This window comes from Cyanobium sp. Cruz CV13-4-11, assembly GCF_024346055.1.
In the GTDB taxonomy this organism is placed as follows: Bacteria; Cyanobacteriota; Cyanobacteriia; order PCC-6307; family Cyanobiaceae; genus Cyanobium.
Genome location: NZ_JAGQCH010000001.1, coordinates 40,681 through 60,929, shown reverse-complemented (window position 1 = coordinate 60,929; position 20,249 = coordinate 40,681). Strand labels below are relative to the sequence as shown.

The following is a 20,249-nucleotide window of genomic DNA, read 5'->3' as shown; positions in this document are numbered from 1 at the left end:
CATGACCCCCACCACGACCCCCGCAGCCCACAGCCCCCTGGATCAGAAGATTCTTGAGCACTTCCCTGGCCTGGTGGTGCGCAAGGACCTCACCACCGAGCTAAAGCAGAACGCCGTGGTACCCACCTACGTGCTCGAATATCTGCTCGGACAGCACTGCGCCACCGATGACCCCACCCTGATCGCCGAGGGGCTGGGTACGGTACGTCGCATCCTGGCCAAGCATTACGTGCACCGCAACCAGGCGGAGCTGGTGAAATCCACGATCAAGGACAAGGGCACCCATAAGGTGATCGACAAGCTCACCGTGACCTTCAACGACAAGGCAGGGTTCCACGAGGTGGAGTTCACCAACCTCGGCATCAAGAAGGTGCCGATCGACGATTCCTACGTGAAGCGGTATCCCAAACTGCTGGTGGGCGGCATCTGGGCGATCACCGATGTGGAGTACGAGCTCCCCGTTGACCCCAAGTCCAGCCCATGGCAGATCGCCGGTGTCAAACCGATTCAGGTGGCGGGTGTCGATCACGAGGCCTTCCTCGCCGCCCGCGCTCAATTCAGCACCGATGAATGGATGGATGTGCTCATGCAGAGCGTGGGCTTCAATCCAGAACACTTCAGCCGCCGCGCCAAGCTGCTCACCCTGATCCGGCTGATCCCCTACTGCGAGCGCAACTACAACCTGCTGGAGCTGGGCCCCAAAGGAACCGGTAAATCCCACATCTTTGCCGAGTTCTCCCCCCACGGCATGCTGATCTCCGGATCGGAGGTCACCGCCCCCAAGCTGTTCGTCAGCAATGCCAACGGCAAGATCGGCCTGGTGGGCTACTGGGATTGCATCTGCTTCGATGAGTTCGCCGGCAAAGACAAAAAAGTTGACAAGACGCTGGTGGATATCATGAAGAACTACATGGCCAACCGCACCTTTTCACGCGGTATCGAGCAGCTCACTGCGGAAGCCTCGATGGTGTTCATGGGCAACACCCAGAAATCCGTGGCCTACATGCTCAAGCACTCCCACTTCTACGAGCCCCTGCCCGATAAGTACATCGATTCAGCCTTCCTCGATCGCATCCACGCCTTCAACCCCGGCTGGGAGGTGGCACCGGTTCGGCACGAGCTGTTCTGCACCGGCTATGGCTTCGTGGTCGACTACATCGCCGAAGTGCTCAAGCACCTGCGCACCGAGGACTACACCGGCCTCTACAAGCCCTTCTTTGAGGTCACCTCAGAAGTTTCCACCCGCGACCAGACCGGCTTTGAGAAGACCTTCTCCGGGCTGATGAAGATCCTTCATCCCAACGGCAAGGCCACCCCGGAGGAGATCGGTGACTTACTGAACTTCGCCATGGAGTGTCGCCGCCGGGTGCGGGAGCAGATCCTGCGAATCGACGACACCTTCAAACCCAATGACTTCGCCTACAGAAATCAGCAATCCGGCACTGAGGTGCTGGTACTGACGCCGGAAGAGCAACAGTACCCCGCCTTCTCTGGACCCCGCCTTCAGCAGCCTGATGCCCCGGGCCCCGTTGAACAGGCCCCGCAGGAAACACCGGAACTTTCCACCTCTTCTCTCCAGGAGCACCATCTGGTCGTCCCTGAAAACTCCAGGGGTTGGAGCTACCGGCGCCTGTTTGGCGACTACCTGATCGGCGCCAGTGGCATCATCATTCGGGATCCCTACATCCGTGCCTTCCACCAGATCCGCAACCTGGTGGAGTTCCTGCGCATGGTGAACGAGATCACCCCCATCGGCGACGAGGTGAGCGTGCATCTGATCACCAGTTCCGACCAGGAATCCATGGAAAAGCAGGTGGAAAACCTCGGCCAGGTGCAGGACTCCTTTGCCGGCACCAGCACCCCCTTCACCTGGGAGATCGATGCCAGCCCCAACTTCCACGCCCGCAGCATCACCGCCAGCACAGGCTGGAAAATCACCCTGGATCGGGGGCTCGACCTCTTCCAATGGTTTGAGTTCAACGCCTTCAACGCCGCCGCCGTTGTTCAGGAGGCCCGGCTGGTGAAAGGCTGCGAGATCAACTTCATCGCGATGAAGCCCTGACGGCTGTCCCGAATCTTCAGCGACGGTGTTTCAAATTCGGCTTCCGCCACTTCCGTCAGCTCCACCGTGAAGCCCCGGGCGATCACGGCCTGATGCAGCAGCGGAGCAGCGCCCCTGGGGGGCTGCAGCACCCATCGCGTTGCGGGCGCGGCGGCCACCAGCTGCAGACGCAGCCGCCCCAGCGGCAGGGCCCGGAGGCCATCCCAGAGAGGCTCCTCACCGGGAGGCAGCGGCTGCGGGAGGCAGAACGCACTCACGATCGCCCCATCCAGCAGGCCGAGGCCTCCAGCGGCATCGGCCTGCTGGATGGGGCTGGCCACGCGGGACAGAGCGGTTGCGGAACGCAGCATCGCCGCCCCCATCGCTCGCCAGGGCAGCCTTCGTGCGAAAGAGGCGGACATCGCCACCGGTGCCGTGATCATCAAATGCGTCATCAAATGATGCTTAGACTGATGACCGCTCAGGACAGAGCATGCGAACCACCGTGACGCTCGACGATGACCTGCTCGCCAGGGCCGAGCAGCTGTGCGGAGATCTGGAACGCAGCGCCCTGCTCAAGGAAGCCCTTCGGGCCCTGGTGCAACGCGAAAGCGCGAAGCGGCTCGCAGCGCTGGGAGGCAGTGAAGCCGCACTGGAGCCGATCCCCCGTCGCCGCAGCCCGATGTGATCCTCGTCGACACCTCCGTGTGGGTGAACCACTTGCGCTGTGGCTTGCCGCGCCTCGCCACGCGCCTGCAGGATGGCGAGGTGCTGATCCATCCCTGGGTGATGGGCGAACTGGCCTGCGGGAATCTGCGCGATCGCGGGCAGGTGCTGAGTCTTCTGCAGGGTCTTCCGGCAGCCGTGGTAGCCAGCGACGAGGAAGTGCTGCTGCTGATCGAGCGCGACCAGCTGATGGGCCGAGGGGTCGGCTATGTCGATGTCCACCTGCTCGCCTCCGCCCGCTTGAGCGGCTGCCACCTGTGGACCCAGGATCGTCGCCTCGCCGCCGTGGCTATGGAGCAAGGGTTGGTAGAGCCGGAAGCAGGGCCCGAGGCACTTGCACGTGAGTAGGTCGGCAGCCCGATCGGATTGGGCAGGCCGAACTTGATCGCGCTACTCAGGCGACAGTCAGTTCGCTGAGACGCTTCTTCCGCTCAGCGGCGTAGCGCAGCACCGCCTGAATATGTTCTGGCCTGAGATCGGGGAAATCACTGAGGATCTTATCCTGGCTCATGCCACCGGCCAGATACTCGAGCACATCCGAAACCGTGATGCGCGTCGCTCGGGCAACCTGCAAGGCGTGTCCTTCATGCTGACAGCTCCAAAGGTTGGTTGACTGCCAAGCGAGGAGACCAGGGAGGTCACAATAAAGGTCATGAAGGAATCTTTGCTTACCATCTGGCTTGACGAAGGCCTTGAGCAGCAGCTGGAAGCCGCCTGCGGAGAATCCCGCCGCTCCCGCAGCGAGCGCCAGGCCCACGGCGACCTGCGCCGCAGCGCCGACTCCCACGTGCTCGATCCCGGCCCCGCCGGCAGCAGCCACCCCTACCCGGTGAAACTCGACCTGCCGAGCTGGAGAGTGGCCGCGAGACGATCGAGGCCAACGGCAGCGAGGAATCCCAGCCCGCCGGATTCAGCTTCCGAAGGCGCGCACGGCCCGACTGAACGTCAGGGGCCGATGGGGGGTCCCGGCCGTCCTCACATCTTCAACGTCACCAGGCTGAGGATGGTGCTGGCCCCGGTGGCGATGAACTGAACCCCGATCGCCAGGGTGAACAGCCCCATCACCTTGATCAGCACCGTCATGCCCACATGGCCGAGCATCTTGGTGAGGCGGGTGGCGAAGGTGAACATCAGGCCGATCAGGCTCGCCATCACCAAGATGGCCGCGAACAGTGCGATGCGGTGGCTGAGGGTGTGAGCACCTTCGGCGTACACCGTGATCGTCGACATCGTGCCGGCGCCGGCGGTGAGGGGCAGGGAGATCGGCACGATCGCCGAGGAGGTCATCTGCCCCACATCCATGTGCGAGACATCGAAGTTCTTCTCGTGCGAATCGCCTGGATCGGTGGCATTCAGCATGCTCAGGCCGCTGAATCCCAGCAGCAGGCCGCCGGCGATCTGGAAGGCACTCACACTGATGCCGAAGAACTGCAGCACCGCCGTGCCCAGGAAGTAGGCGGCCAGCATGATCAGCAGGCTGGACAAGGTGGTGATGCGAATCACCCGCCGCACCTGGCTGCTGGGCAATCCCTGGCTCAGGGTGAGGAAGGGTCCGATGGCGGGGAAGTTATTCGCCACAGCGAACAACCCCAGCAGGTAGTGCTGGAAGGTGCTCGGCACCAGCAGCTCGGGAGAGATGGCCATGGCGCCCAGTATCGCTACGGGGCCGCCGGCTCCTTCCACAGCGGTGGGCTCGCGCCGGGATCCAGCTGGCGCAGGCCCTTGTGCTTCTCCTCAGCGGGCTTCAGCGGCAGGCTGGCGAACTGCACAGGCTTGCTGCCATCCAGTCCGGCCGCCAGCAGGCTGAGGGTCTCACTCGGCGAGAGGTTGGTCTCCACCTTGGGCTGCAGCTGGCTCACCAGGAACGGCAGCTTGGCCAGCCGTTCGGGCTGCAGCATCCGCTCCCGCAGGCTGCTGGCCACCAGCTGCTGGTTGCTGCGCCGGCCGGCGTCGCCCAGCCACGGGTCGCGGAAGCGCACCAGCTGCTCCACCTTGGCGCCACCCAGCTGCTGCAGACCGGCCTCCAGGTCGATGGTCAGTTTCTGGGATTTATCGGTGTAGCTCATCCGCCGGGGCGGGCTGAGTTCCAGGCCCCCCACGCCGTTGACCAGATCCCTCAGCGCCCCCCGCGGGAGCACCAGGTAGCGGTCGGGGGCGGGGGACTGCAGCCCCACCAGCTCCCGCACCGCATCCGCGGTGAGCGCCACGCCCCCGAGGCGGAACGCCTCACCGAGCCGTTTCACTCCCTTCTGGCCGGGCAGGTTCACCGCCACTTCGGTGGGCAGGTTGAGCACCTGCAGGGGCCCCTCGGGATTGATGCGCACCAACACCAGGGCATCGGCGTTCGCCGGCCCTGCGGGGGCGGCTTTGTTGATCGGCTCGCCGACCTTCTCGGCATCACTGCCGATCACCAGCAGGGTGATGGGCCGCGCCGGCGGGGCGGCCAGGCTGGCCGGACCCATCTCCGACGTGGGGGCCAGGGCCCGGTCCGGCATCGGCCAGAGCAGCCCCAGGGTGGCCATCCCCACCACGGCGCCGGCAGCGGTGATGCCGAGGCTCCTGAGCATCCGCCCGCTCAGCCGGGGCCGCTTCGGGGCCGGGGCCGGCACCGTGGACGTCACCGTGGACGTCGTGGTGGGGGTTCCGGTTCCGGGTGCCGGGGATTCGGCGGGGCGGCGGGGCTTCCGGCGGGCGGGCATCGGGGCCGAAACGGAGGGGTGCTGGAGGGCACTCTGACGCAGGCGGCGCCCCCCATGGCCCCGGAGACCATCGCAGGGCGGCGGCATCAGAGCGAGAGGACGGATAGCTTGAGCGTCGAGCCACCGCGACCCACCACCGCTTGTCCTCCGTTCCTTCACCGGCGCCGTCGTCGGTGGCGCCGCATGATCGAGCCCGACCCCTGGCCAAGGGCAGCCCCAAACCGGCCAAGGATCTCTGCAGCGACTGCGGCCTCTGCGACAGCCGCTGGGTGGCCTACGTGCGCCGGGCCTGCGCCTTCCTCGAGCAGCGCTTCGAGGCGATGGAGGAGCAGGCCCACGGCCGCAGCCGCCGTCTCGACGACGAGAACGAGCTCTACTTCGGCGTGCATCAGCGCATGGTCACCGCCCGCCTGCACCAGCCGATCGAGGGGGCCCAGTGGACGGGCATCGTCAGTCGTATCGGCGTGCGGGCCCTGGAGAGCGGCCTGGTGGATGCGGTGCTGTGCGTGCAGCAGAGCGAGGACGACCGCTTCACGCCGGTGCCGGTGCTGGCCCGCACCCCCGAGCAGGTGCTGGCGGCGCGGGTGAACAAGCCCACCCTTTCCCCCAACCTGGAGGTGCTCGAGCAGCTGCCGGGCAGCGGCATCGAACGGCTGCTGGCCATCGGCGTGGGCTGCCAGATCCAGGCCCTGCGGGCGGTGCAGGCCACCCTGCCCCTGCAGAAGCTCTACGTGCTCGGCCTGCCCTGCGTCGACAACGTCAGTCGGGACGGGCTGCAGACCTTCCTGGAGAGCGCCAGCCGCTCCCCCGACACGGTGGTGCACTACGAGTTCATGCAGGACTTCCGCATCCACTTCCGCCACAGTGACGGCCAGGAGGAAACGGTGCCCTTCTTCGGCCTCGACACCCCCGCCCTCAAGGACGTGTTCGCCCCCAGCTGCCTGAGCTGCTTCGACTACACCAACGCCGGCGCCGATCTGGTGGTGGGCTACATGGGCGCCACCTTCGGCCGCCAGTGGGTCACGGTGCGCAATGCCCTCGGCCAGGAGCTGCTGGATCTGGTCGAACCGGAGCTGGATCTTTCGCCGGTGACCAGCTCCGGTGACCGCCGCCAGGCGGTGCAGCAGGGCATCGACGCCTACGAGAAGGCGCTGAAGCTGCCCATGTGGCTGGCCGAACTGGTGGGGGTGTTCGTGCAGCGCTTCGGGCCGAAGGGGCTCGAGTACGGCCGCTTCTCGATCGATTCCCACTTCACGCGCAACGCCCTCTGGCTGCAGCGCCACCACCCGGAGAAGGTGGAGGCCCACATCCCCGCCTTCGCCCGCCAGATCGTGGCCCGCTACCGCCTGCCCCAGCCATGAGCGGCGATCCTCGAGCCTGCGGGGTGCTGCTCCACCCCACCGCCCTGCCGGGCACGCCGGCCTGCGGCAGCTTCGGCGCCGCGGCACGGAACTGGATTGATCTGCTGGGCGCCGAGGGGGTGGGGGTATGGCAACTGCTGCCCCTGTCCCCCACCGATGCCACCGGCTCCCCCTACAGCTCCCCCAGCGGTTCGGCCCTCAACCCCTGGCTGATCGATGCCGACGATCTGGTGGCCGAGGGCCTGATCACCGCCGCCGACCGGGACGCCCTGCCCGCCGGGCCCCTCGATCGCCTCGATCCGGCCGCCGCTGCGGAGCGGGCCTCAGCGATCGCCGTGGCCCTGGGGCGCCGCTGGGCCGACCAGAGCCAGCCGCGCCAGGACGCCTTCGATCACTGGGAGCAGCGCCAGCGCTACTGGCTCGTCGACCACTGCCGCTTCATGGTGATCCGCCGCCTGCAGGGGGGACGCCCCTGGTGGGAATGGCCCGAACCCCTGGCCCGGCGCCAGCCCCCCGCCCTGCGGGCCCTGGTCGAGGCCCAGAGCCTGGCCCTGCAGCAGGAGGCCCTGCTGCAGTGGCAGCTCCAGTGCCAGTGGCACCGCCTGCAGGAGCGGGCCCACGCCCAGGGGATTCGGCTGGTGGGGGATCTGCCCTTCTACGTGGCCCACGACAGCGCCGATGTCTGGAGCCATCGGCACCTCTTCTGCCTGCGCTCCGATGGGGGCCTGGTGGAGCAGAGCGGCGTGCCGCCCGATTACTTCGCCGCCACCGGCCAGCTGTGGGGCACCCCCGTGTACCGCTGGTGGGCGCATCGCCTCAGTGGCTTCCGCTGGTGGCTGCAACGGCTGCAGCGCCAGCTGGAGCTGATGGACCTGCTGCGCCTCGATCACTTCCGGGCCCTGGAGGCCTACTGGAGCGTGCCTGGGGCGGATGTCACCGCCGAACACGGCACCTGGCGACCCTCCCCCGGCCGCGCCCTGCTGCGCCGCCTCTGGAGGCGCTGCCGCCGCCAGGGCCGGCTGCTGGCCGGCGACCGTCTGCCGCTGATCGCCGAAGACCTGGGCGTCATCACCCCGGCGGTGGAGGACCTGCGCGATCGCTTCGAGCTGCCCGGAATGAAGATCCTCCAGTTCGCCTTCGACGGCAACGACGACAACGCCTACCTGCCGGCGAACTACAAGGGCAACCGCTGGGTGGTGTACACCGGCACCCACGACAACGCCACCAGCCTCGGTTGGTGGCGGGACCTCGACGACGGCGCCAGGGGACGGGTCGCGGCGCTGGTGGGCGGTGAGGTGCGGGCGCCCAGCTGGCAGCTGCTGGAGCTGGCCCTGGCCTCGACGGCCGAGCTGGCCGTGGTGCCCCTCCAGGACCTGCTGGAGCTCGGCGATGAGGCCCGCTTCAACACGCCCGGCACGATCGAAGGCAACTGGAGCTGGCGGCTGGCCCAGCCCGTGGCCGCTCTTTCGGGGCCCCTGCAGGGCTTCGGGGCCATGGCGGCCCGCTACGGGCGGGGGCGCGGGGAGGCAGCCGCAGCCGGGGGCGGGTAGAGGAACTGGGCCTGGTCCTGGGGCGTGGCCACCACAGCGCCGGGATCGGCGGCCGCCGCCGCTGCCGGCGCCAGGGGCCGGCCATTCCAGCGCACCGCACCGGGCGCCGGGGCCGGCTCCAACCGCAGGCTGAAGGGGGGCAGCACCGGCAGGCTCAGGCTGCCCTGCACCGCCGGCAGCTTGGTTTCCACGCCCCGGTCGCTGCGCAGGGACACCCGGGTGGGCTTGGCCAGCTCCAGGCGCAGCAGGCCGAGGGCCAGATCAGGGCGATTCTGGCTGGTTTCGCGCCGCAGCCGCTGCAGCCCCTGGCCGGCGGCGGCCTTGCCCAGGGGGCGCAGGTCGGGGTAGGCGCCCAGGATCGCCCGGTCAGCATCCTCCAGATTCGCCTGGTCGGTCTGGGCGGCACTCAGGGGCGGGATCGGCCGCAGGGCATTCAGGCCCTGGGCGGCCAGCTGGCGCTGCTGCAGGTTGAGGCCATAGAGGAGCCCGGCGCACAGCACCGCGTAGAGCACCGTGCCCTGCCAGGTGGTGAAGACATCGATCGAGCCGGGGGTGAAGCGCAGCAGTACCGAGTCCCGCCGTCGCCCTTGGCGCCGGTCCTGCTCCGGAGGCAGCACCCCGTCCAGACAGCCGCCGGGCAGCTCCAGATGGTGCTCCAGCAGGGGAAGCATGGTGCGCAGGTAAGCGGCTTCCGGCAGCCGGTCCCGCCAGCCCCGCTCCAGGGCCTCCAGCACGGCGGTGCTGATGCGGGTGTCGAGCGCCAGCTGGCGCAGGCCGAGGCCACGGCTCTCCCGGGCCTGGCGCAGCTGCTGGCCGGCGAGCAGCAGGGCATCCTGGGGCCGCTCCTCGACGACCGGGCGCAGCGGCCGGCGCCGGCCCGGCAGGCGCTCGCGCAGCCGCTGGAGCAAGGGCTTGGCCGGAGTGGGCAAGGAAGGGGGGCTCAGGGAGCGACGGCCAGGTGGCCCCATTCTCCCGGTTCGACCTCACGCCAGGATCCTTCCGGCAGATCGCCCAGCTGCACCGGACCGACGGCGACCCGCCGCAGATCCAGCACCGGGTGGCCGAGGATCTCCGCCGTGCGCCGGATCTGGCGGTGGCGGCCCTCCCGCAGCACCAGCTCCAGCAGGGTGGCGCCGCGGTGGTGGCGCAGCCGGTGCAGCTCCACCGGCTGGCTGGGCAGGCCATCGAGGGGCACGCCGGCGCGCCAGTGCTCCAGGGTGGCCGGCTGCGGCGATCCCTCGACCCACACCTGGTACGTCTTGCGATGGCCGTAGCGGGGATGGGTGAGGCGCAGGGTGAGGTCGCCGTCGTTGCTGAGCAGCAGGGCGCCCCGGCTGTCGGCATCCAGCCGGCCCACCGGATGCAGACCGCGGCGCCGCTGCGGCGGCAGCAGGTCCAGAACGGTGGGGCGGCCGTGGGTGTCATGGCAGGTGCTCAGCACCCCGGGGGGCTTGTTGAGCAGCAGCGTCACGGTGGTGCCGGGCAGCTCCAGGGGCTGGCCGTCGACACTGATGCGGTCGCAGGCGGGATCGGCGCGGTCGCCCAGCTGGGCCAGGTCTCCGTTGACCCGCACCCGGCCCTCGCGCAGCCACGTCTCCGCCTCCCGGCGGGAGCAGAGCCCTGCGGCAGCAACGAGTTTCTGCAGACGGTCGGCAGCCATGACCCCATTCTGCGGACCGCTCCAGGTCGGAGCGAGTCCGCAAAGTGATGGTAGAGTTACGAAACCAACTAGTTTCGTAACAAGGGGCGATGCCTTCGATCACCGTCACCGCTTCGTCCGCGTCCCTGCTCGTGGCCACCGGCGATTCGTTGCGCTCCTACCTGCGCGACATCGGCCGGGTGCCGCTGCTGAGCCATGAGCAGGAGATCACCCTGGGCCGGCAGGTGCAGGAGCTGATGGCCCTCGAGGAGATGCGCGAGGAACTCACCCTCCGCTCCGGTGGTGAGGAGCCCAGCCCCGAGCTGCTCGCCGCCGAGGCGGGCCTCACCCCGGCGATGCTGCGCAAGCGTCTCCACGCCGGCCGCCGCGCCAAGGAGCGGATGGTGGCGGCCAACCTGCGCCTGGTGGTGAGCGTGGCCAAGAAGTACACCAAGCGGAACATGGAGCTGCTCGACCTGATCCAGGAGGGCACGATCGGCCTGGTGCGGGGCGTCGAGAAGTTCGACCCCACCCGCGGTTACAAGTTCTCCACCTACGCCTACTGGTGGATCCGCCAGGGCATCACCCGGGCGATCGCCGAGAAGAGCCGCACGATCCGGCTGCCGATCCACATCACCGAAACGCTCAACAAGCTCAAGAAGGGCCAGCGGGAGCTGAGCCAGGAGCTGGGCCGCACCCCCACCCTGAGCGAGCTGGCGGTGGCGGTGGAACTGCCCGAAGAGGAAGTGAAGGATCTGCTCTGCCGCGCCCGCCAGCCGGTGAGCCTCGAAACAAAGGTGGGCGATGGCGAGGACACCGAGCTGCTGGATCTGCTCTCCGGCGACGACCTGCTGCCGGCCGAGCTGGTGGATGGCGAGTGCCTCAAGGGGGACCTGCGGGCCCTGCTCGAGCAGCTGCCTGACCTGCAGGGCCGCGTGCTGAAGATGCGCTACGGCATCGACGGCGAAGAACCGATGAGCCTCACCGGCATCGCCCGCAGCCTGGGCATGAGCCGGGACAAGACCCGCAACCTGGAGCGACGTGCCCTGGAAGGCATCCGCCACCACTCCCGCTCCCTCGAGGCCTACCTGGTGGCCTGAGCCAGCACGGCCCAGCAAAAAAGCCCCCGTTTCCGGGGGCCTTGCACCTGCAGAAGAGGCCTGCCATCAGTAACGGGGACGGCCGCCACCGGCGCCACCGCCGCCACCACCACCGGTGCGGGGCTGGGCCTTGTTGACCCGGATCATCCGACCCATCCACTCGACATCCTGAAGGTCGTCGATGGCCTTGGTTTCGTCGGCCTCATTGGCCATCTCAACGAAGGCGAAGCCGCGCTTGCGGCCGGTTTCCCGGTCGAGGGGCAGGCTGCAGTTACGCAGCGCTCCATACTGCGCAAACAGATGGTTGAGATCCTCCACCTCCGCATCGAAGGAGAGGTTTCCAACGTAAATCGTCATGAACAGAGAAACAATTATGAACCGATTCGTCGATAGCCCTATCCGGACGTTGTCACTCGCCGAAGAGAAATCTTTGAATCAGTAGAAGCGTACAGCCTGGTTGGACTGGCAGGCTGGGGCCCTTGGGCAAGGCGAACGATGAAGGAGCAAGCAACGGCCATCGCCCTGGTGGCGCTCTGGGTGCTCGGCTGGGGGGTGGGCGGCTCGCTGATCGATGCCGGTCTCATCGGCGTCAGGGTCTACGACCTGGAAGGGGGCCAGGTGGGAACCCTGATCACCTTCCTTGTCTGGAGCCTGCTGTGGGGAGGCGTCGGCCTGAAGCTGTGGCGCCGAAGGGGCGCCGGCGGCTCCGATGCTGGGCGCGAGGAAGAGGGGAACAACGGAACCGGAGCTCCCTGAGCTTCTCGGCTTACTTGCGGATGCCGAGCAGCTGGGCGCCGTAATGCTCGCTGAATTCGGCCTGGTGCTGCCAGGCCGACAGGAGGGTCTTGGCGACCGTGCGCAGTTCCTCAATGTCATTGCAGCTGTCGATGGCACGGGAGTGAACGGCGATCGAAAACTGGCGGTTGATGGAGAGAGAGGCTTCCATGACCCTGGGGCGATATTTCATTACGTTACGAGGTCTTGCCGGTGGGCGGGTGACGGCAACCCGCACAGGGGGATCAGAAGAACTGGTCGAAGTTATCGAAGTCGACCGCCCGGAAGGTGCCCTCCTGCACCTGGGCCATCAGCCGCTCCAGCTGCACCCACAGGGCACCACCGGTGAGCAGCGACAGCACGAAGGCCACCAGCAGGGCCGCTCCGGCGGCAAAGCCGAACACCTGCAGGCTGGCGCCGATGAACAGCGTCACACCGATCACCAGACCTGCGTAGGGCAGGGTCGTCTCCAGGTTGGAGATCGGCAGCAGGGCCAGCCTGTCCTGCTTCCAGCCCTCCAGCCGGTTCTGGATCATCTTGGCGAAGGTGAGCCCGCAGAGCACGGCCATGGCGAGGCCGATGCCGGCCAACATGTAGGGCGGGTAGGTGAGCGGGGCGTACTCCAGCAGGATCTCCAGGGCATCCAGATCGCCGAAATCACCGCTGGCCTGGTCCAGCCCGGCCTGCTGCAGGGTCACCGGAGCAGTCGAGAGGGCGGCCAGCAGCTGGGTCACGGAAGGAATCAGGAGGCGATCGCGCCCGACCCTAGGCGCCGGTGCCGCCCCGTCAGCTGAATCGGCTCCCCAGGCGGTGAACGATGGCGTTCAGGGCCAGCAGCAGCAGGCCCACGCCGATGAACACCAGACCCCGCAGACCCAGGTCCGCCTGGGCCATGTCGATGGCCAGCAACCGCAGCAGGCAGGCCCCAAGGCCCAGCAGGGCCACCAGCCGGAACTGGGGCTCCCGCAGCACCACCCCGAGCACGTAGACGGCGAAGGCTTCGCCGGTCCACAGGAGCGTCAGCAGGGCGCGGTCGTAGCCGCTGGCCAGCACGAGGGCCACGGCCACGAACAGGGGGTAGTACAGCCAAAGGTTGCGGCGCTGGGCCACAGGCGCTCCGATCCAGACCAGAACCGGCCATCCACCCGGCTGGGCCAGCCGTTCGAGGTCGAGCCAGCGGTGGGAGGCCACGACGAAGGCCGTCTGCAGGGCGATCGCCACCACACCGGCGGCCTGGGCGGTGCCACTGACCGGGGGGAAGGGGGACAGGCCACCACCAAGGGTGTGCACCAGCGCCAGCACCGACAGCCAGTAGGCCACCACGCCGTAGACCTGCAGGCGGATGGCGAACAGCCGCACCAGCGCCGGGCAGACCAGCACCAGGGCCAGCAGCGACCAGGCGACGGGTCGCCAGGGGGCACTGATCTCCCCAAGCAGCGTCAGCCCCACGCCCAGCAGGGCACCCTCGAGGAAGCAGGGCTGCACCCGTTGCCAGATCTGCAGCCGCGCCAGGTCGGCTCCCGCCCGGAAGAACCAGCCGTGCAGACACACGGCGATCGCCAGCAGCTCGACCAGCCAGCGGCCCCGCAGTTGCAGGGCCCCGAGCGTGACCAGCTCCTGGCTCGGTCCGATCACCAACAGAAAGGTGACGCCGAAACCGGCCAGATACACCAGGGACAGCACCAGGCCGGCCCGCACGGCCGCCCCCCGCAGCCGGTGGGTGGCCGCCAGGGTGCCGGCGGCCAGCAGCAGCCAGGCCACGCCCGGCAGCAGGGGCGAGACCGGCTCCAGCCACCACAGGGCCCCCAGCCCCGCATCGATGCCCAGCAGACCAAGGCCGAGGCACTGCTGGCGGCTGCCGCCGCCCGAGCGCATCAACAGCAGGGCCAGCAGCGCCAGGGGCAGCAGGCGAGCGAGCAGGGCCATCGCCGGCCAGGGGGCCTGGGCCAGCAGCGCCAGCCAGCCGAAGCCATGGGCCGCCGCGATGGCAACGCTGACGCCCAGCAGCAGGCCCGGGGGGCGCCAGCGCCTGGCCGCCACCAGGAAGGCCCCCATCACCACCAGGCTCAGGGGGGAGCGCCAGTCCTCCGGCACCACCAGCCCCGTCCCCACGGCGAGCAGGCCGCCGGCCAGCCAGCCCAGCAGGGGCGGCAGGGGCAGCGGCACGCCACGGCGCTGCAGCAGCACCTGCATGCCGGCCGTCAGGGCGGCCCCGCCGGTGAGCACGGCTCCGGCCTGGAGCTGGGCCACCGGATCGCGGCTCAGCAGCGCCGCCACCAGGCCCGTGATCGCCAGCAGCAGGCTCGCCGCCACGCTCAGCCACCAGCCGATGCGGCGCAGGGGCTCGGCGTCCTCCCGCACCGCCAGGCCGAGGAACAGCAGGCATTCCAGCAACACCACACCGGCCAGCAACGGCCCATCCGCGATCAGGGGCGCCAGGCTCAGCAGGGCGGCCAGCACCAGGGTCTGCGCCACCAGCCCATCGCCCAGGGCCAGCCAGCGCGGGCCGCGCCGCCGGGCGTTCCGCCCCAGCCACAGGGCCACGGCGGCACTGAGCGCCAGGGCCACGGCCCTGGCGGCCGCCTCACGGGGATAGAGCAGCAGGGCGAGGCCGAGGCCGCCCCAGAGGCTCAGCAGCAGGGCCACGGGCAGGGCCTGCAGCCGCGGTGGCGCGGCCCCCGGCCGGTGCAGCCGCAGCAATCCCAGGCCGAACACCAGCACCGCCGCCAGGGCGGCGCCGGTTGACAGGGCGCTGGAGACGGCCAGCGCCGGGCCATTGGCCAGAAACCAGCCGACCTGAAACAGGCCATAGACCCAGCTCACCACCAACCGGTGCCGCTGCCAGCGATGCCGCAGGGGCAGCTCGGAGCCCACCAGGGCGATGGCGGTGGCGATCGCCAGGGCCGGGCCTCCCTGGGGGGCGATCGCCAGGGGCACCAGGCTCACGGCCACGTGCAGGGAGGCGATCGTGGCGGTGCGGGCGATGGCGGCCAGGCCGAGGTTGACGGCAACGCCCCCGGCCAGCAGGGCCAGGGCCTGGGCTGGAACCTCCACCCACTGCAGACCGAGCTGGGGCAACCCGCCGGCGGCGGCGCAGGCGAACAGGACCAGGGCGCCGCCACCGCTGCGCAGGCCATCGGTGAGATCGCGCCAGCGCTCCCGCCGGCCCCACAGCAGCGACGGCAATACCAGGAGCCCTCCCACCAGCAGGGTGACCAGGAACCGTTCCCTGGCCTCCAGCCGCAACCCCGCATGGATCGTGATGAAGGTGACTCCGGCCACCACCACGAGCACGCCGAGCAGGCCGCTCCAGTTCTCCACCAGCAGGCGCTCGATCCGCTTCCAGGGTCGGGTCGCGCCCCTGGCCGGCCGCAGCGGTGCCAAGGGCACCGGCGCGGGCGCAGGCTCCACAGCGGCGTCCAGGGCCCGGGCTGGGGCTGGGGCCAACGCCGCGGGTTCCTCCGCCGGGGCGATTCCCGACTGGCCGGGCCAGGGTTCACCGGCCAGTCGCTTCTCAAGAGCCTCGCTCCAGAGCGAGAGGGCGAAGAAACGCTGGCTGAGGGAGGCGCTGTGCCGCTCAAGGCGCCTGAGGCGCCGCTCCATCGAGAGGGTCTGCAGAATCCACCCGGCCAGGAGCAGCAGGAGGGCGATGAGCAGCAGAGCCTCGGTCAAGGGGCCGCAGAAGGCAGGGTCGCGATCCAGCTTCGCCTGACCCGGCGCTCAGCGCACCCGTGGGGCCTCAGGCGGCGAGCGGATTCAGGCGGGCCAGCAGGCCAGAGGCCAGCTTTCGGGCCGAGAAGGTGCGGCCCATGAGACCCAGCAGCGCCTTGAGATCGTCGGTGTGCAGCCGGTCGTGGCTCACCAGGCTCAGCAGCAGCCGCTGGCGCAGGCTGGTGCCCTCCTTGCCCAGCAGCAGCCGCAGGCCGTCGCGCGCCACGGGCAGGAGATCGGTGGAGGTGGTGCCGTTTTCCACCACCGCCAGCAGGTTTTCCAGTCGCTCGACCCGCAGGCGGCCGTCCTTGTCGAAGATCACCTCCAGCAGTTTCTCGCGCATCTCGGCGGTGTCGCCGGCCAGCAGGCGCCTGGCCACGTAGGGATAGGCCACCCGGATGATGCGGAAGTCCGGGTCGAGCCGCATCGCCAGCCCCTCCTGGCTCACCACCGCCCGGATGATCAGGGCGAAGCGGGCCGGCACCCGGAACGGGTAGTCGTACATCAGCTCCGAGAAGCGATCGGTGATCGCCTTGAAGTTGAAGCTGCCCACGTTCTCCCCCAGGGCACCACCGAGCACCTCTTCCAGGGCCGGCACGATCGGCCCCAGGGGGGTGCTGGGGTTGAGGAAGCCCAGGGCCACAAAATCCCTGGCGAGGGCGACGAAATCCCGGTTGATCAGATGCACCACCGCCCCGGTGAGCGTGAGGCGGTCGGAGTCGCTGAGCGAATCCATCATGCCGAAGTCGACATAGGCCACATGGCCCAGGCCGTTGGTCTTGCCCTGCAGGGCGAACAGGTTGCCCGGATGGGGATCGGCGTGGAAGTAGCCGAACTCGAGCAACTGCTGCAGGCCGGCGATCACCCCGGTGCGGATCAGGGCCGCCGGATCCAGATGGTGGGCCTCCAGTTCGCGGCGGCTCTGCAGCTTGGTGCCGTTGATCCAGCTGGTGGTCAGCACCCGGCGGCTGCTCAGGGGCCGCACCACCGCCGGAACGGTCACCTCGGGGTGGTCCAGAAAGAGGGTGGCGAAGCGTTCGGCGTTGTCGGCCTCGCGCCGGTAGTCGATCTCCTCAAACAGGGTGGAGCCGAACTCATCGATGATCGCCCCGAGGCCGAAGCCCAGATTCAGGGGCAGGAACGGGGCCCCCAGCACCGCCAGCGAGCGGATGATGACCAGGTCGCGGCGCAGGATGAAGGGCAGGTCGGGCCGCTGCACCTTCACGGCCACCCAGTGGCCGTCCGCCAGGCGGGCCCGGTAGACCTGCCCCAGGCTGGCCGCCGCCATCGGGTAATCGGGGAACTCCTCGTACAGCTGGTGGGCGGGGGCCCCCAGCTCCTCCTCGATCAGCGCCAGGGCGACCGCGTGGGAGAAGGGGGGCAGATCGTCCTGCAGACGGGCCAGTTCCTCCAGCCAGTCGCGCCGCACCAGGTCGGGGCGGGTGGAGAGGGCCTGTCCCACCTTGATGAAGCAGGGCCCCAGGTCGTTGAGGGTCTCGAGGATGGCGCGGGCCAGCCGTTGCTGCACCCGGGCATCGGTGCTGCTCGACTGAACCGCCAGCCGCAGGGTCAGCCCGGCCAGCCGCCAGAGCACCACGGTCAGCCGAGCCACCAGAACCCAGGGCCGCAGCAGCAGCCAGCGCAGATCGCCGTTGGGGTCGTAGGTGGGCGTGGGGGTGACGACCTCTGACAGGGTCCTGCCGCAGTGATGGCCAGACTCTAGGAACTGCGTTCCGTGCTCCATGGGCCCGTTCTGGCGGCCAGGGCCGCTGGCCCTGCACTTACCGGCCCATGGCCGGGGCCGGGCCCTGGCCCCGGCCCTGCGCCGACTGCTGCGTCAGCCTCCGGGGAGCTGGGATCTGCCGGAACTGCCCGGCTTCGGCGGGCCCCTCGAACCGGAGGGAACCGTGGCCGAGGCCCAGCAACGGGCGGCGGCCCTGCTGGGGGCGGAGCGCTGCTGGTTCGGGGTGAACGGGGCCTCGGGGCTGCTGCAGGCGGCCCTGCTCGCCCTCTGCCCACCGGGGTCGAGGGTGCTGCTGCCCCGCAACCTGCATCGCTGCCTGCTGCACGGCTGCGTGCTGGGCGGCATCGAGCCGCTCCTGTACGACCTGCCAAGCGATCCCGTCACCGGCCTGTGGCAACCGCCGGAGCCCCGGCGGCTGGAGCGGGTGCTGGCGGCGGCCGCCGCGGATGGCGGCAGCCCCCCGGCGGCCCTGGTGCTGGTGGATCCCACCTACCAGGGGCTGGCGGCCGATCTGCCGGCCCTGGTGGCCCTGGCCCACCGGGCCAGCCTGCCGGTGCTGGTGGACCAGGCCCACGGCGGCGGCGAAGCCCTGGCCGCCGGCGCCGATCTGGTGGTGCTCTCCGTGCAGAAGAGCGGCACCGGCCTGGCCCAGAGCGCCGCCCTGCTGGCCCAGGGCGAACGGGTGCCACCGGCCGCCATCGCGCGGACCCTGCTGTGGCTGCAGACCTCCAGCCCCAGCGCCCTGCTGCTGGCCTCGACGGCCGCGGCCCTTGAGCATGGCGCCAGCGCCGCCGGCAGGCGTCAGCGCCAGCGGGCCGTGGCCCGGGCCGGACGACTGCGCCAGCGCCTGGAAGGCCTGGGCCTGCCGCTGGTGGCCAACGGCGATCCCCTGCGCCTGGTGCTGGCCACCGCCCCCCTGGGGATCAACGGCCTGGAGGCCGACACCTGGCTGCTGGAGCGGGGGGTGATCGCGGAGCTGCCGGAACCCGGCGCCCTCACCTTCTGCCTGGGACTGAACCCGCCCCGGGGGGTTGTGCGGCGTCTGCCGCGCCAGCTGCAGGAGCTGCGCCGGGCCCTCGGCGGGCCGCCCCTGCCCCCCTTCACGCCGCCCCCCCTGCCGCTGCTGGCGGCGCCGGAACTGCCGATCGGCGTGGCCTGGCGGAGCCCGGCGGAGGCCGTACCCCTGGAGGAGGCCGCCGGCCGGGTGGCGGCGGCACTGATCTGCCCCTACCCGCCGGGGATTCCGCTGCTGGTGCCCGGCGAGCGGATCGATGCGGCCCGCGCCGACTGGCTGCTGGAGCAGCGGCGTCTCTGGCCCGGCCAGATCGCTGATACGGTGAGCGTTGTGGTCGGTTCGTGAGCCCGTTGCCGAACCCCTTCCACTGGGATTTCGTCACCCCCGGGCTGCCGGACAGCGCCTTCGAGGACGCCCCGGGCTTCAGCCCCACGCCACTGGAGCTGCGCGTGATGCTGCTGGCCCACCTGCGCCCCCGCGCCGATTCGCTGGTCTGGGACGTGGGTGGCGGCACCGGCGCCCTGGCCCTGGAAATCGCCCGGCTGATGCCTGCCGGCGCCGTGCACACCCTGGAGCGGGATCCGGAGGCGATCGACCTGCTGGAACGCAACCGGCAGCGCTTCGGCATCCACAACCTGCACATCCACGCCGGCGAGGCCCCGGAGGGCCTGGCTCTGCTGCCCCCCAACCCCGACCGGGTGCTGCTGGAGGTGGGCCGGCCCCTGGAGGACGTGCTGCGGGCCGTCTGGGGCGCCCTGCAGCCCTCCGGTCGGCTGGTGATCAGCACCGTGAACCTGGAGGGTCTGGTGAAGGCCACCGACACCCTGGCCCAGCTGGGGGCCCACGATGTGCAGGTGGTGCAGGCCACCGTGCACCGCATGCAGCGTCGCGGCAGCCAGGCCAAGCTGGCCGCCGCCGAACCGCTGTTCGTGATCGCCGCCGAGCGTTGAGTCCGAGCCCTTGCCTGCCGCCCCCCGCCCCGCCACCTCCCTGTCCCGCCTGCTGAGCGGCTGGCTGGCCGGCGGCTTCGGGCTGGTGGTGGTGGGCCTGGGCGGCTGGTGGTTCACCGTCGCCGTGGGGGTGATCGTGCACCTGGGTCTGCTGGAGTTCTTCCGCATGGCCCAGTTCAAGGGCATCCGTCCCGCCACCAAGACCACCCTGGTGGCGGTGCAGCTGCTGCTGGTCTCCACCCAGGTGGCCGCCGGCAGCCTCTGGTCGGGGGGCGGCATGGCGGGCGACGTGGCCGGAGACGTGGCGGCGGCCGTGTTGCCCGCGTCCGGGGCCGTGATCTGCGGCTGGCTGCTGCTCCAGCCGGTCACCGGCACCATCGCCGACATCGCCGCCTCGGTGTTCGGCCTCTTTTACCTGGGTTTCCTGCCCAGCCACTGGATCAAGCTGCGGGATCTCACCGACCCCGCCCTGGCCCCGGCGCTCGACGGGCTGGGCTGGCCCTGGAGCCCCGGCATGGCCCTCACCCTGCTGGCCTGCCTGATGATCGTCGCCACCGACATCGGCTCCTACGTGATCGGCCGCCGCCTGGGTCGCCACGCCCTCTCGCCGATCTCCCCGGGCAAGACAGTGGAGGGGGCCCTGGGCGGGGTGCTCTGCGCCCTGCTGGTGGGGGCCGTGGGCGGGCTGCTGCTGGGCTGGCGCTGGGGCTGGCTGATCGGGGCGGTGCTGGGGGCGGTGGTCTCCCTGTTCGCCCTGGTGGGCGATCTGACCGAATCGATGATGAAGCGGGATGCAGGCCTCAAGGACTCGGGCGATGCGATCCCCGGCCACGGCGGCATTCTTGATCGGATCGACAGCTACCTGTTCGTGCCGGCGGTGGTCTATTCCGCGGTGACCCTGGTGCTGCCCCTGCTGCAACGGGGCTGAGCGTCTGCCTG

Annotated in this window: 22 protein-coding genes; 11 read left to right on the top strand and 11 right to left on the bottom strand. The window is 69.7% G+C overall.

Annotated features, from left to right (window positions below; genetic code table 11):
• Position 1 precedes the first annotated feature (1 nt).
• A complete protein-coding gene (gene brxL / locus KBZ12_RS00385) occupies positions 2-2,062 on the top strand; it encodes a BREX system Lon protease-like protein BrxL (RefSeq protein WP_254955636.1) in 2,061 nt (686 codons plus the stop codon).
• Here the strand turns inward: brxL and KBZ12_RS00380 are convergent.
• A complete protein-coding gene (locus KBZ12_RS00380; RefSeq protein ID WP_254955634.1) occupies positions 2,005-2,382 on the bottom strand; it encodes a hypothetical protein in 378 nt (125 codons plus the stop codon). The genes brxL and KBZ12_RS00380 overlap by 58 nt on opposite strands.
• A 152-nt stretch (positions 2,383-2,534) precedes the next feature.
• Between KBZ12_RS00380 and KBZ12_RS00375 the strand changes: the two genes are divergently transcribed.
• A complete protein-coding gene (locus KBZ12_RS00375) occupies positions 2,535-2,729 on the top strand; it encodes a type II toxin-antitoxin system VapB family antitoxin (RefSeq protein WP_254955632.1) in 195 nt (64 codons plus the stop codon).
• Complete coding sequence (locus KBZ12_RS00370) at positions 2,726-3,115, top strand: type II toxin-antitoxin system VapC family toxin (protein WP_254955630.1); 390 nt, start codon at positions 2,726-2,728, stop codon at positions 3,113-3,115. Before KBZ12_RS00375 ends, KBZ12_RS00370 begins: the two co-directional genes overlap by 4 nt.
• Before the next feature lie 46 nt (positions 3,116-3,161).
• Here the strand turns inward: KBZ12_RS00370 and KBZ12_RS00365 are convergent, their stop codons facing one another.
• From KBZ12_RS00365 to KBZ12_RS00355, 3 genes are all read right to left on the bottom strand, one after another.
• Positions 3,162-3,524, bottom strand: coding sequence for a DUF433 domain-containing protein (locus KBZ12_RS00365; protein WP_254955628.1), 363 nt, complete (start codon positions 3,522-3,524; stop codon positions 3,162-3,164).
• A 218-nt stretch (positions 3,525-3,742) separates the two neighbouring features.
• Positions 3,743-4,411: a MarC family protein gene (locus KBZ12_RS00360; protein WP_254955626.1), complete on the bottom strand. Its 669-nt coding sequence runs from the start codon at positions 4,409-4,411 to the stop codon at positions 3,743-3,745.
• A 14-nt stretch (positions 4,412-4,425) separates the two neighbouring features.
• Entirely contained in the window at positions 4,426-5,334 is a 909-nt protein-coding gene (locus KBZ12_RS00355) for an LCP family protein (protein ID WP_254955625.1), read from the bottom strand.
• On the opposite strand from KBZ12_RS00355, the gene KBZ12_RS00350 reads away from it, so the two are divergent.
• The 3 genes from KBZ12_RS00350 to malQ all read left to right on the top strand — a co-directional run bounded on the left by KBZ12_RS00350 (position 5,315) and on the right by malQ (position 8,377).
• Positions 5,315-5,503, top strand: coding sequence for a hypothetical protein (locus KBZ12_RS00350; RefSeq protein WP_254955624.1), 189 nt, complete (start codon positions 5,315-5,317; stop codon positions 5,501-5,503). The genes KBZ12_RS00355 and KBZ12_RS00350 overlap by 20 nt on opposite strands.
• A 136-nt stretch (positions 5,504-5,639) precedes the next feature.
• Entirely contained in the window at positions 5,640-6,827 is a 1,188-nt protein-coding gene (locus KBZ12_RS00345) for a Coenzyme F420 hydrogenase/dehydrogenase, beta subunit C-terminal domain (protein ID WP_254955623.1), read from the top strand.
• A complete protein-coding gene (gene malQ / locus KBZ12_RS00340; RefSeq protein WP_254955622.1) occupies positions 6,824-8,377 on the top strand; it encodes a 4-alpha-glucanotransferase in 1,554 nt (517 codons plus the stop codon). Before KBZ12_RS00345 ends, malQ begins: the two co-directional genes overlap by 4 nt.
• Here the strand turns inward: malQ and KBZ12_RS00335 are convergent.
• Both KBZ12_RS00335 and KBZ12_RS00330 read right to left on the bottom strand, forming a co-directional pair.
• The gene (locus KBZ12_RS00335; protein WP_254955620.1) at positions 8,332-9,306 is read right to left on the bottom strand and encodes a RodZ family helix-turn-helix domain-containing protein; all 975 of its coding nucleotides are present in this window, start codon (positions 9,304-9,306) and stop codon (positions 8,332-8,334) included. The genes malQ and KBZ12_RS00335 overlap by 46 nt on opposite strands.
• 11 nt (positions 9,307-9,317) lie before the next feature.
• Positions 9,318-10,037, bottom strand: a complete 720-nt coding sequence (locus KBZ12_RS00330) for a pseudouridine synthase (protein WP_254955618.1) — start codon at positions 10,035-10,037, stop codon at positions 9,318-9,320.
• 89 nt (positions 10,038-10,126) lie between these two features.
• Here KBZ12_RS00330 and KBZ12_RS00325 point away from each other — a divergent pair, with 89 nt between their 5' ends.
• Complete coding sequence (locus KBZ12_RS00325; protein ID WP_254955616.1) at positions 10,127-11,116, top strand: RpoD/SigA family RNA polymerase sigma factor; 990 nt, start codon at positions 10,127-10,129, stop codon at positions 11,114-11,116.
• 66 nt (positions 11,117-11,182) lie between these two features.
• Here KBZ12_RS00325 and KBZ12_RS00320 read toward each other — a convergent pair whose 3' ends face one another.
• A complete protein-coding gene (locus KBZ12_RS00320; RefSeq protein WP_254955615.1) occupies positions 11,183-11,473 on the bottom strand; it encodes an RNA-binding protein in 291 nt (96 codons plus the stop codon).
• A gap of 138 nt (positions 11,474-11,611) precedes the next feature.
• On the opposite strand from KBZ12_RS00320, the gene KBZ12_RS00315 reads away from it, so the two are divergent.
• Entirely contained in the window at positions 11,612-11,872 is a 261-nt protein-coding gene (locus KBZ12_RS00315) for a hypothetical protein (protein WP_254955614.1), read from the top strand.
• Positions 11,873-11,882: 10 nt separating this feature from the next.
• Here the strand turns inward: KBZ12_RS00315 and KBZ12_RS00310 are convergent, their stop codons facing one another.
• From KBZ12_RS00310 to KBZ12_RS00295, 4 genes are all read right to left on the bottom strand, one after another.
• Entirely contained in the window at positions 11,883-12,062 is a 180-nt protein-coding gene (locus tag KBZ12_RS00310) for a hypothetical protein (protein ID WP_254955613.1), read from the bottom strand.
• Positions 12,063-12,135: 73 nt separating this feature from the next.
• Positions 12,136-12,615: a hypothetical protein gene (locus KBZ12_RS00305; protein ID WP_261359708.1), complete on the bottom strand. Its 480-nt coding sequence runs from the start codon at positions 12,613-12,615 to the stop codon at positions 12,136-12,138.
• Between the two features lie 61 nt (positions 12,616-12,676).
• Positions 12,677-15,562 carry a hypothetical protein gene (locus KBZ12_RS00300; protein WP_254955611.1) on the bottom strand — a complete coding sequence of 962 codons (2,886 nt, stop codon included), beginning with the start codon at positions 15,560-15,562 and terminating at the stop codon, positions 12,677-12,679.
• Between the two features lie 67 nt (positions 15,563-15,629).
• Entirely contained in the window at positions 15,630-17,345 is a 1,716-nt protein-coding gene (locus KBZ12_RS00295) for an AarF/ABC1/UbiB kinase family protein (protein WP_254955609.1), read from the bottom strand.
• Between KBZ12_RS00295 and KBZ12_RS00290 the strand changes: the two genes are divergently transcribed.
• The 3 genes from KBZ12_RS00290 to KBZ12_RS00280 are packed head-to-tail and all read left to right on the top strand — an operon-like array spanning position 17,344 to position 20,238.
• Positions 17,344-18,705, top strand: a complete 1,362-nt coding sequence (locus tag KBZ12_RS00290; protein WP_254955608.1) for an aminotransferase class I/II-fold pyridoxal phosphate-dependent enzyme — start codon at positions 17,344-17,346, stop codon at positions 18,703-18,705. The genes KBZ12_RS00295 and KBZ12_RS00290 overlap by 2 nt on opposite strands.
• 5 nt (positions 18,706-18,710) lie before the next feature.
• On the top strand, positions 18,711-19,310 hold the full coding sequence (gene cbiT / locus KBZ12_RS00285) for a precorrin-6Y C5,15-methyltransferase subunit CbiT (protein ID WP_254956005.1): 600 nt from the start codon (positions 18,711-18,713) through the stop codon (positions 19,308-19,310).
• 10 nt (positions 19,311-19,320) lie between these two features.
• The gene (locus KBZ12_RS00280; RefSeq protein ID WP_254955607.1) at positions 19,321-20,238 is read left to right on the top strand and encodes a phosphatidate cytidylyltransferase; all 918 of its coding nucleotides are present in this window, start codon (positions 19,321-19,323) and stop codon (positions 20,236-20,238) included.
• Positions 20,239-20,249: the final 11 nt, after the last annotated feature.

Excerpts from the sequence above, each read along its gene's own strand:
- KBZ12_RS00315 (WP_254955614.1), top strand. The coding sequence starts at position 11,612 with ATGAAGGAGCAAGCAACGGCCATCGCCCTGGTGGCGCTCTGGGTGCTC.
- KBZ12_RS00295 (WP_254955609.1), bottom strand. The coding sequence starts at position 17,345 with ATGGAGCACGGAACGCAGTTCCTAGAGTCTGGCCATCACTGCGGCAGG.
- KBZ12_RS00375 (WP_254955632.1), top strand. The coding sequence starts at position 2,535 with ATGCGAACCACCGTGACGCTCGACGATGACCTGCTCGCCAGGGCCGAG.
- malQ (WP_254955622.1), top strand. The coding sequence starts at position 6,824 with ATGAGCGGCGATCCTCGAGCCTGCGGGGTGCTGCTCCACCCCACCGCC.
- KBZ12_RS00325 (WP_254955616.1), top strand. The coding sequence starts at position 10,127 with ATGCCTTCGATCACCGTCACCGCTTCGTCCGCGTCCCTGCTCGTGGCC.
- KBZ12_RS00290 (WP_254955608.1), top strand. The coding sequence starts at position 17,344 with ATGGGCCCGTTCTGGCGGCCAGGGCCGCTGGCCCTGCACTTACCGGCC.
- brxL (WP_254955636.1), top strand. The coding sequence starts at position 2 with ATGACCCCCACCACGACCCCCGCAGCCCACAGCCCCCTGGATCAGAAG.
- KBZ12_RS00310 (WP_254955613.1), bottom strand. The coding sequence starts at position 12,062 with ATGGAAGCCTCTCTCTCCATCAACCGCCAGTTTTCGATCGCCGTTCAC.
- KBZ12_RS00360 (WP_254955626.1), bottom strand. The coding sequence starts at position 4,411 with ATGGCCATCTCTCCCGAGCTGCTGGTGCCGAGCACCTTCCAGCACTAC.
- KBZ12_RS00355 (WP_254955625.1), bottom strand. The coding sequence starts at position 5,334 with ATGCTCAGGAGCCTCGGCATCACCGCTGCCGGCGCCGTGGTGGGGATG.
- KBZ12_RS00350 (WP_254955624.1), top strand. The coding sequence starts at position 5,315 with ATGCCGAGGCTCCTGAGCATCCGCCCGCTCAGCCGGGGCCGCTTCGGG.
- KBZ12_RS00330 (WP_254955618.1), bottom strand. The coding sequence starts at position 10,037 with ATGGCTGCCGACCGTCTGCAGAAACTCGTTGCTGCCGCAGGGCTCTGC.
- KBZ12_RS00320 (WP_254955615.1), bottom strand. The coding sequence starts at position 11,473 with ATGACGATTTACGTTGGAAACCTCTCCTTCGATGCGGAGGTGGAGGAT.